The organism is Verrucomicrobiota bacterium, from assembly GCA_016871535.1.
Taxonomy (GTDB): Bacteria; Verrucomicrobiota; Verrucomicrobiia; order Limisphaerales; family SIBE01; genus VHCZ01.
This window is the reverse complement of the sequence record VHCZ01000233.1, coordinates 1-9,616: the sequence shown is the minus strand read 5'-3', so window position 1 is coordinate 9,616 and position 9,616 is coordinate 1. Positions and strand designations below refer to the sequence as shown.

Below are 9,616 nucleotides of genomic sequence, written 5' to 3'. Positions count from 1 at the left end.
AGGCTCGGAACCCACGCGATGAGTTGCCCGCCGGATCCGGGTTTATGACGCGCGTCCATGGGGATGCCGTCGCCGCGGCGGCCGCCCTCGCCGGTAAGCCGGGCGGGGAGTTCCCGTGCGACGGATGCCGTCCGTATTTCTCGCCGCCGGCGTAGTACTGAAACCACCAGTGCTCGGCGCCAATCGGTTTGAATAACGCTTGAATCGCAAACCGATCGTAAGGCATCCCGGTCACCGTTTCGCAGACGAGCGCCGCGTGGTGCAAGGCATGCGTGGAGTATCCGCTCGCCGTGCCGGGATCAAACGCCAGTTTCGCCGTTCGCGCGTCTCCGGTGTGGCCGAGGATGTATTCCCACGTGCCGTCGTTGGGGGCGCCGAGGGCTTCCGGGCAAATTCCCGACGTGTGATTGAATAATTGTTTGACAGTGATCTTTTCCTTGCGCGGATCGCTGAGTGGTTGCGCCCAGGGAATGAATTGAAACGCCGGATCGTCGAACTTCATTTTTCTGGGCGTCAGGCCCTGCTGGCTCTGTTCGGAAGCGATGGCCAGCACGGTCGCGCAGATCGCTTTGGACACCGACGCGACGCGGCGCGAATCGGTTTTGGCGCTGTTGCCGCGCTCGACTTCCAGCGCGATGTACCCGTGCCGGATGACGACGGCGGCGAAGTCGCGCTTGTCTGAGTCGAGCAACCATTGTTTGAGGCAGGCGAGCTTGTCGGGGTCCAGGCCGGCCTTCTGGCGAATGTCCTCGGACGTTTCGAGCTTGCGCCAGCCGCCTTCGGATTCTGGTGGGGGAAAATAGATGGGGCTTTGTGCTTGCTTGTTAGTCTTGTCGCTTGAATCGGCGCCTAGCGGTTGGGAGGCGACGGGCTCGCGGACCAAAGAGATGCAAAGGAAAAGGCTGAGAATCCCAACGGGATTCCGCAACAAAGCCCAGGGTAGCGAGGCTTCAGCGACCCTGGGCCATCTGAACAGGGGAGAAAACCCCGATGGGGTTTCGGCTCCGGAACAAGGATGGCTGCGCGTAGCAACCCCGTCGGGGTTGTGGCATTGGCGTGCGTTACCCAGGGCAGCTCGTGCCTCGCAACCCTGGGCTTCAAGACACAATCCCTTTGGGATTGGCGGATTCTCAGACTCTGATTTGTGGCTCTCAACTTTCATTGAAGTCCTCCAATCATTCGCGCGGCGTTCTGGATCAATGGATAGAGCGGCTCCGGCAGCACGCAGCCCAACCCGACAATTAAGACCGCGACCACCAGCATGCCGCTCAATTTCCAGGGGCATTCCGAACCGCGCACGTGGCCTTCCCGCGGTGTGCCGAGACTCAGCTTGGAAACGTGAACCAGGAACCCGGCGAAGATCGTGACCACACCGGCGATGAACAACGCGGCCGACCATTGTCGGTCCGCGGCCAGCGCCGCGCTCAACGCCGTGAACTCGCTCTGGAAAATGCTGAAGGGCGGCGTGCCGGTCACCGCCACCGTGCCCAGCAGAAACAAACCGCCCGTGATCGGCAGCGTGTGGATGGCGCCCGTGACTTTGCGGAAATGCGGCGTGCCAAAATGCTGCTGCACGTTGCCCGCGCAAAAAAACAGCAGCGACTTGGTGACCGCGTGGAAAACCATGTGCAGCATCGCCCCGAGCGCGCCGAGTTTCCCGCCAAAGCCCAGGGCGGCCACCATGATGCCCGCGTGATCGATGCTCGAATAGGCCAGGATGCGGCGGAAATTCCGCTGCGTGAGAACAAACGGCGCCGCGAGCAGGATGGAGGCAATTCCGAACATCACCAGCAAGTTCCCCACATATTCGTGGCCGAGGCATTTTTCCGCCAGCACGTAAAACCGGATGATGCCGTAAAGCGCGCAATTGACAAAGCCGCTCGGATGCAGAAACAGGCGTATCCGCGTTATCCGTGCGATCCGCGGTTGAATCAGGTTCGTGGGGAGCTTCACCGATCCTTTGAGCGCGCATTGAGACCATGAACCCGATTGCAATTCCTGATGCACCTGTGACAAAGAATCGAAATGGTTCATGGCAAATTTCCACGGCCAAGAAGCCGTACACGGCCCATGAACTGGTCAGGACGCATGTCACCGCGTCCCTGAAATGGTCTTTTCGATCGCAGAGTAAAGTCAGGGACGGAGTGGAATCCGTCCCTACCGGGTTCATGGGAAGGGAAGAGGGGTAAGCTGATCATTTCTTTGTGCCGGCGGGGATCCCGTTGCCTCTCGCCATAGGCGTGGACGGACTTTTGCTGGCGGACGAGTTCAAGAGCTTGTTCGCGCGTTCGAGTGCGCTGGCGATTTCCTCGCGCGCCGCTTCCAGGTCGCAATTTCGCGCCGCCAAATCCTCGGTCCGCGCTGCGCGAGGCAACCTCAGAATCTCCCGAGCGCGGTCCAGGGCGGCATCGACGTGCGGGCAAACATTTTCCTGACCGAGCTCCTCGATGAACCCGGCCTTCTCCATCACGAGCAGCGGTTGTGTGTGCGGGGCGCTGAGCACGAGATGTTTCCCACGGGCGCGGAGTTTCTCGTAAAGATCCTCGATCGCGTTCAGGCCGGTCGCGTCCATGGCGAGCACTTTGCGCATGCGCAAGATGAGGACGTCCGGCTCTTGATCGGCGCGTTTGAGAGCGGTTTCCAATTTGTCCGCCGCCCCAAAGAAAAACGCGCCGAAGATGCGATAAACCATGACGCCGGGCGGAATCTCTTTGCCGACCAGCGAATGGTGCGAACCTTCGGTCTCGGTGGCTTCATCCACGGCCATGATCTGGGTCGATTCCGAGACGCGCTTGATGAACAACACCGCCGCGAGCATGATCCCGACTTCGACCGCGACGGTGAGATCGATCAAGACCGTGAGCGCAAAGGCGGCAAGAAAAACGCCGGCGTCGCTCTTCGGCCATTTGGCCAGGCGCGTGAAGTTGTGCCATTCGCCCATATTGAGCGCGACGTTGACAAGCACGGCGCTGAGCGTGGCCAGCGGAATGTATTTGGCCAGCGGGGCCGCCACGAGAATGATCGCCAGCAGCACGAACGCATGCGTGATTCCGGCGACCGGCGTGCGCGCGCCGCTTTTGACATTCGTGGCGGTGCGAGCAATCGCGCTGGTGGCCGCGATTCCGCCAAAGAGCGGGCTGACGATGTTCGCGATGCCCTGGGCCATCAATTCCTGGTTCGAGTCATGCTTGTCGTCCACCATTCCGTCCGCGACCACGGCGCAGAGCAACGATTCAATGGCTGCGAGCAGGGCAATCGTCAGCGCCGGCTGAAACAAGACGCGGACGTTTTCCCAGGAAAAATCGGGAGCATGAAAAGCGGGCAGCCCTTGCGGAATTCCCCCGAAGCGGCTTCCGATCGTTTCGACGGGAAATTCAAACAACGCGGTCGCCGTGGTGCCGGCAAACAGCGCAATCACGGAACCGGGCACGCGGCGCGCCCAGGACCTGGGCCAGAAAAGAATAACGGCCAGAGAGGCTCCGGCCAGCGCGACGGTCGTCCAGTTCACCGTGCCGAAATGCTCGATCAACACCTTGATCTACTCCACGAATTCGGCCGGGACTTTCTCCACTTTCAACCTGAGGAAATCTTTGATCTGCGTGCTGAAAATGAGCACCGCGATTCCGGAAGTGAATCCCATGGTGACAGGGTAGGGGATGTATTTAATCATTCCGCCCAGACGGCAGAATCCCATGAGCAGCAACAGAACCCCCGCGATCATGGTGCAGATGGCAAGATTGCCCGCGCCATGTTGCGCATAGATGCCGTAGAGAATGGCCACGAACGCGCCCGTCGGCCCGCCAATGCATACGCGCGTTCCCCCGAGCGCCGAGATGAGGAATCCGGCGATGACGGCGGTGAAGATGCCGGCCTGGGGCGGGATGCCCGGCCCGGAGGCTATCGCGAATGCCATGGCGAGCGGCAACGCGACGATCCCAACGGTCAAACCCGCGATCAAATCGCGAACGAAATCCTGCCGTGAATAGCTTTTGAAAATGTCAAAGAGGCGGGGCCAAAACTGAATTTCCAACTTCATAGCAAGACGGTCAGACAAACCTCCGTGTCAGCCGCGGCGGACGAGGATTTGGCGGAAAATCGAGAGGATGCCGGGGGCGTCGCTGGCGGCATAGAGCGCTTCTAGGCGCCGCGGATCTTTCGCCATCCGGGATACTAGCCCCGATATCAGGGACAAATAAGCCGTGGCGTCCGTGGCCGGCACGGCGGTCAAGATCACGAGGCGAATGGGAACGACGGCCTGAGCGCTCCAGAGGACCGGGCTGGCGCTGCGTCCGAGGGCAAACGACAATTGTTTCAGGCCCGGCAAGCGCGCGTGCGGAAAGGCCATTCCGTAATCCATCGCGGTGCTGACGAGGAACTCGCGATTCAACGCGGCGTGGTAGAATGGCAGCAAGTCGGGGATGCGGGCTTCTTGCTGCAGCAGATGGCTGAGTTCTTGAATGACTCCGGCCGCGTCGCGTTCGCTGAGCTGGGGCGCAATGAGTGCCTTGTGGGTGAAATCTGCCACCGAAGCCCCTTCAATTACCGGGCTATTGGACATCGGCCGTTTCCGTCAGATTCTTTTTCTTGCGCTTCGGTTTCGGCGGGGCCGGGGGCGGTTGGCTCGAGGGCATCTCTTCTTTGGGAAGGTAAAGGTAACGTCCGCAATTGGCGCACAACTGGATGTCATTTCCATGCATCAAGGTGGCGACGTCGCCAATGGGAATCCGCATGTGGCACTCCATACAAACGCCGTTGTGCGCGATGGCGACGCCCTTCTTGCCCCGATTGAGCAATCGGTCCAGGTGAGCCAGGATTTGGGCCGGCACCTTTTCGCGGAGGGCGGCCAGAGTGGGATTGCGGTCGGGCTTCTTGCTGCGAACTAACTGCAGATCCTGAATTTCGAGGAGGCGTTGCAGCAATTCGTTCATAGGTTAAGGCTATCTTGCAGGTACTGTGCCAGAAGGAAAGACTCTTTTCACAATTCACAAGTGCCTGGGTCGGACGCGGCTCCTCAAGATTCGGCGCAGACGCAAGGCAGATGCTTCAGCCGCGGTTCGTGGCGTTGGTGCATTCTTTGCACGCCAAGGAGTCGAATCGTGCAACCACCGGCGTCGCGTATGTTCGGGAGAGACACGAATTGCGCGAAACCTCTTCGCGGAACGTGGGGCGACGCTCCTGCGGAGCCTTTCTTCGATGGCAGGGGCTCGTCGGGAGCCTCGCCCCACCCTTATTATGATAACTGAACGGCTACGAAGGGCGCGTTGAGCCACGAATTCTGACTTCACAGAGCAACGCAGAGCAAGGCATCATCGGAACCCAAATCCCAGAAAAGGTTTCTATGAACAATCGATCCAAAGCTGAATCACGCCCTGAACGCGGCCTCCCGTCTCGCCGGACTTTTCTCAAGCAGGCCAGCGCCGCAGCCGTCGGCACCGGCATGGCCGCGGACCTCGACCTCTCTCGGAGCGCTTACGCCGCCGGCAGCGATGAGATCAAGCTCGGCCTGGTTGGGTGCGGCGGTCGCGGGACCGGCGCGGCCGCCCAGGCGCTTACTGCCGACAAAGGCACGCGGCTGGTCGCGATGGGTGATGTTTTTTCAGATCGCCTCAACCTCAGCTTCAATTCCCTCCGCGAGCAACCCGAGGTCGGCCAGCGGGTCGATGTCGCTTCGACGCGCCAATTCGTCGGGTTCGACGCGTATCAACAGGTGATCGCTTCGGGCGTCGATCTCGTGTTGCTCGCCACGCCGCCGCATTTTCGGCCGGTGCATTTGAGAGCGGCCATTGACGCGGGCAAGCATGTCTTCGCCGAAAAGCCGGTCGCTGTGGACCCGACGGGCGTACGCTCCGTGCTCGAATCAACGGAACTGGCGCGGAAGAAAGACGTGGCGATCCTTTCAGGTCTCAACAACCGCTATTCGCCTCGGGCGCAGGAATTGGTGCGCCGTGTTCATGATGGGGTGATTGGGGAAATTCTGGCGCTGCACACCGCGCGGTATTTGGGCAGCATCTGGGTCAAGCCTCGTCAAGCGGGCATGACGGAAATGGAATATCAGATGCGCAACTGGTATTACTTCACCTGGCTCTCGGGGGATTTCAATGTCGAGCAGTTTGTGCATCAACTGGATTTCATGGCCTGGCTGATGAAGGACCAATACCCCGTGAGCTGTTACGCCACGGGCGGGCGTCAGGCTCGCACTGGCCCGGAATACGGCCACATTTACGATCACTTCAGTTCCGTCTTTGAATACGCGAACGGCGTGCGGCTCTTTTCGACGACGCGGCAGCAACAGGGTTGCAGCCCGGTTTTCACGTCCGTCGCCGTAGGAACCAAAGGTCAAGCCTCGATTTCCAGCCGCAATGCGGGCATCACAGGAGCCCATCCCTGGCAAGCGCCTCCTCAGGACCGCGCGGAGAACAGCCATCAACTCGAACACGACGCGTTCTTCGCCGCGCTCCGCAAGGGCCGCATCATCAATAACGGCGAATACATGGCGAAGAGTTCACTGATGGCGATCATGGAACGGATGAGCGCTTACACCGGCCAAACGCTGACCTGGGAGCAAGTGATGAACTCCAAGGTGGACCTCAAGCCATCCAGCTACGACTGGAACGGCACACCGCCGCCGGCCGAAGTCGCCGTCCCGGGAATGACGAAGATGGGTTAGTTCACGGCCCTGAACGCGTCGATGGCAGCGGCGCTGCTGCGCGCCGCATCGACCGAAGACCGGCCGCGCAGCCGCGTCCCCCACAGCAGGTTGAAACCGGAGTTGCTCAAGGGCTGAAGGCAGGGGGATTAGATTGGAGCGAGCGAAGGGATTCGAACCCTCGACACTCACGTTGGCAACGTGATGCTCTACCAGGCTGAGCTACGCTCGCTTCCGTGAAAGCGATTTCAAAGTAAGTCAACCGGCGCCAATTGCAAGACCTCTTTTGGGCGCGAGGAACGCGTTCTCAAAAGGTGCCGTTCCCCAGGTTCTGATAGGGGGTGTTGAACTCAGGCCCGGCCCAGCCAACCCGCGCATGCCAGGGCTCGAGGGATCGCTCTGGCGGATCGCTTGATCTGTATCAAGCGCGCATCGGCGCACGGGCTTTACAGTGCCGGACGTGAATCATTATCCTCCACCGAGACTCTCCAAAGTTTATCTCTGCGTGCTGCTCGCCTTGCTCGCGCAGGGAATCGTGCTGGGCGCACCGGAGGCATATTCCGCGCGCGATTTCGGCGCAAAAGGCGACGGCCAGACCGATGACACTGCGGCCTTTCAAAAGGCGCTCGATGCCGCCGCGCAGGCCGGCGGAGGCGCCGTGCAGGCCGGGCGCGGAAATTTTTTCTTTGCCGGTCATCTCCGAGTGCCTCCAGCGGTGACGCTCGCGGGAATCTGGCAATCTGTTCAGCGGCAAATCGGGCATCAGCAACCGGAGCAAAGGCGTGGTTGAAATCGCGAACAACGCCGCGGAGTAGAGGGAGGTCTGAGATCGGCCTTTGATTTCAACAGCAGGAAGCGGAGTCAACAGAGAATAAGACTCTTGATGGCGTTCCCGCTTAAGGCCGGTGGGGCGAGCGTCCTCGCGAGCCAAATTCAATCGAATTCTGCGGTGGACCGGCTCGTCGTGGAGCCTCGCCCCACCAAAGCTGAGGCATTATTTGCCCTACGTTTGCTCTGTTGCCTCCTGTTCAAACTCCACCACTGATTAGGCTTCAGTGCCGTTGATACCCGAAGCGTTCCTCGAACATTGGCGCGATCAGATTATCCACGGGCACATGGTTGTCGGTCAGCACGAGGGTGCGGGCGTTTCGTTTCGCCAGGTAGCGCTCGGTCTGATGGCCCGGGACAACGCGCGAGTGAGCCTCGTACGCGTGCTTTTGATTCCAGGATTGAAGGCACGCCTGGAAATGGTCCAGGTCGAGCGATTGCGGGCTGGCCACCAGCAAACAACTGATGGTCCCGACTCTCTCCAGGTCGAGATCGAGGTTGTCCTCCACCTCGGCGTAATTCGGGATGATCAAACGCACCTTCCCTTCGCCAAACACAGCCTGGAGCGTCGAAAAATACGCCGGTAGAAACTGGCCGGACTGGACATTGTCGATGACGAGCGCGATGAACAAGCCGTCCGGAGCGAGGACGTCTTTGACCAGCGAGTTGAACTCCCGCGTGGTCAAATGATACGGAATCGACAGGTCGTTAAAGGCGTCGCCGAAAACGAAATCGTACTTCGTTTTGCAGTTCCTCACAAACCATCGTCCATCTTGATTGAACGACCTGATGCGCCGGCCCTGGACGTCCATGTAGCGCTCGACCACTTTGGTGACCCACGGATCAATCTCCACGACGTCAATTTCCGCGTTCGGGTACTGCTCGTCCATGTAGCGCGGCAGGGTGTAGCCCCCGCCGCCAATGAAGAGGAAACGGCTCTGCGAATCCTCGCTGGACCGCCACGCCACGAGTTCCTGGCAGACCTTCAAATACCCGTAGTGCATGTAGTACGGGTTATTCATGTCGGTATAAGAATGGGTGAGGTGATCCAGCACCAGCGAGCGCAGGGTAATCTGCTCGTCGTCCGCGCCGTTGTGCTCGTTGTCGTGGAGCATGAGGGTGTAATAATCGCTCTCCTTGTAGAAAAAGGTCTCCTTGCTCAGGAACAACGGGCGGGCCACGGCGTCGCGGCAAAACCAGAGCAAGGCCAGCGAACCCGGAAGCAGGATCGCGAACAGCCATGTCACGGTCCGGCGCGCGGCGCCATTGCATCCGGACAGCCAGCCGCCAAACACCGGCGCGCAGAGCGTGAGAATTACTCCGACGGAATAGAGAATCGTGCGCGTGCCCATGGCTTCGATGAGAAAGAAGCCGGTGCTGAAGGTTCCGAGGATCGACCCCAGCGTGGAAAACGCCGAGATTTTTCCCACGACGTGGCCGGTCTTCTCCAGGTTTTTGACCGCGAGCTTGATCACGACCGGCGAGATCATTCCCAGCAGCAAGGACGGGGCGAAGAAGACGAGCAAGGTCAAAACCAGAATCCGAACCATCAGCGTCGTCACGCCTTCCAGGAAGGAGGAGGATCCGGCCAGATCCGTCAAAGGCGCGATGGTGAACGCCGCCAAGCCCGCCGCGAAAAGCAGCCAGCCGAGCGTGCTCTGTCGCGGAAAGCGGTCGGCGAGCATGCCTCCGAGATACGCGCCGAGGCTGATGCCCGCGAGCACGACGCCGATGATGCTGGTCCAGGTGTAAAGCGACACGCCGACGTAGGGCGCCATGATGCGGCCGGCGACCAGTTCGATGACCAGGATGCAAAAGCTGGCGGTGAACGCGACAATGCTGGCCAGGACAGTTTCGTTTTTCATCTCTTCAAAGCAATTCGCGGCGAATTACGCGGGGCCGCAGCTCGTTTAGCAAGCACTTTCGGCCTGGAGAAACCTCCTCCAGAACCGGGATTTCTCCGATGTTGGCTTCTTCCACAGCCGGATTTAGGATAACAGCGGATGAGACGTTCTGAGCCAACCCGCGAATCGCAGTCGTACTCCATGAATAGCCACCCGAGAACCTTGCACGACCTGATCGCGGACAAACTCGAACGGGCTGATCCCAACACCCGCGAGGCCTTGCTGCGCATCCCCCTCG

General features: G+C 60.1%; 7 protein-coding genes, 1 tRNA gene and 1 pseudogene. 2 read left to right on the top strand and 7 right to left on the bottom strand.

Going from position 1 to position 9,616, the window contains the following annotated elements; all coding sequences use genetic code 11:
- The 5 genes and pseudogenes from FJ398_22050 to FJ398_22030 form a co-directional block, all read right to left on the bottom strand.
- On the bottom strand, window positions 1-1,399 hold a 1,399-nt coding region (locus FJ398_22050; protein MBM3840591.1), incomplete at its 3' end, for a beta-lactamase family protein.
- Complete coding sequence (locus tag FJ398_22045; protein MBM3840590.1) at window positions 1,159-2,034, bottom strand: hypothetical protein; 876 nt, start codon at window positions 2,032-2,034, stop codon at window positions 1,159-1,161. The genes FJ398_22050 and FJ398_22045, both read right to left, overlap by 241 nt.
- 160 nt (window positions 2,035-2,194) lie before the next feature.
- Window positions 2,195-4,036, bottom strand: a pseudogene (sulP, locus tag FJ398_22040) (sulfate permease).
- 27 nt (window positions 4,037-4,063) lie between these two features.
- Window positions 4,064-4,558 carry a hypothetical protein gene (locus FJ398_22035; GenBank protein MBM3840589.1) on the bottom strand — a complete coding sequence of 165 codons (495 nt, stop codon included), beginning with the start codon at window positions 4,556-4,558 and terminating at the stop codon, window positions 4,064-4,066.
- A complete protein-coding gene (locus FJ398_22030) occupies window positions 4,548-4,928 on the bottom strand; it encodes a hypothetical protein (protein ID MBM3840588.1) in 381 nt (126 codons plus the stop codon). Before FJ398_22030 ends, FJ398_22035 begins: the two co-directional genes overlap by 11 nt.
- 410 nt (window positions 4,929-5,338) lie before the next feature.
- On the opposite strand from FJ398_22030, the gene FJ398_22025 reads away from it, so the two are divergent.
- A complete protein-coding gene (locus tag FJ398_22025; protein ID MBM3840587.1) occupies window positions 5,339-6,667 on the top strand; it encodes a Gfo/Idh/MocA family oxidoreductase in 1,329 nt (442 codons plus the stop codon).
- A 134-nt stretch (window positions 6,668-6,801) separates the two neighbouring features.
- Here FJ398_22025 and FJ398_22020 read toward each other — a convergent pair.
- Window positions 6,802-6,878, bottom strand: a tRNA-Gly gene (locus FJ398_22020).
- Between the two features lie 219 nt (window positions 6,879-7,097).
- Between FJ398_22020 and FJ398_22015 the strand changes: the two genes are divergently transcribed.
- The gene (locus tag FJ398_22015; protein MBM3840586.1) at window positions 7,098-7,436 is read left to right on the top strand and encodes a hypothetical protein; all 339 of its coding nucleotides are present in this window, start codon (window positions 7,098-7,100) and stop codon (window positions 7,434-7,436) included.
- A gap of 262 nt (window positions 7,437-7,698) precedes the next feature.
- Here the strand turns inward: FJ398_22015 and FJ398_22010 are convergent, their stop codons facing one another.
- Window positions 7,699-9,339: a hypothetical protein gene (locus FJ398_22010; GenBank protein MBM3840585.1), complete on the bottom strand. Its 1,641-nt coding sequence runs from the start codon at window positions 9,337-9,339 to the stop codon at window positions 7,699-7,701.
- Window positions 9,340-9,616 lie beyond the last annotated feature (277 nt).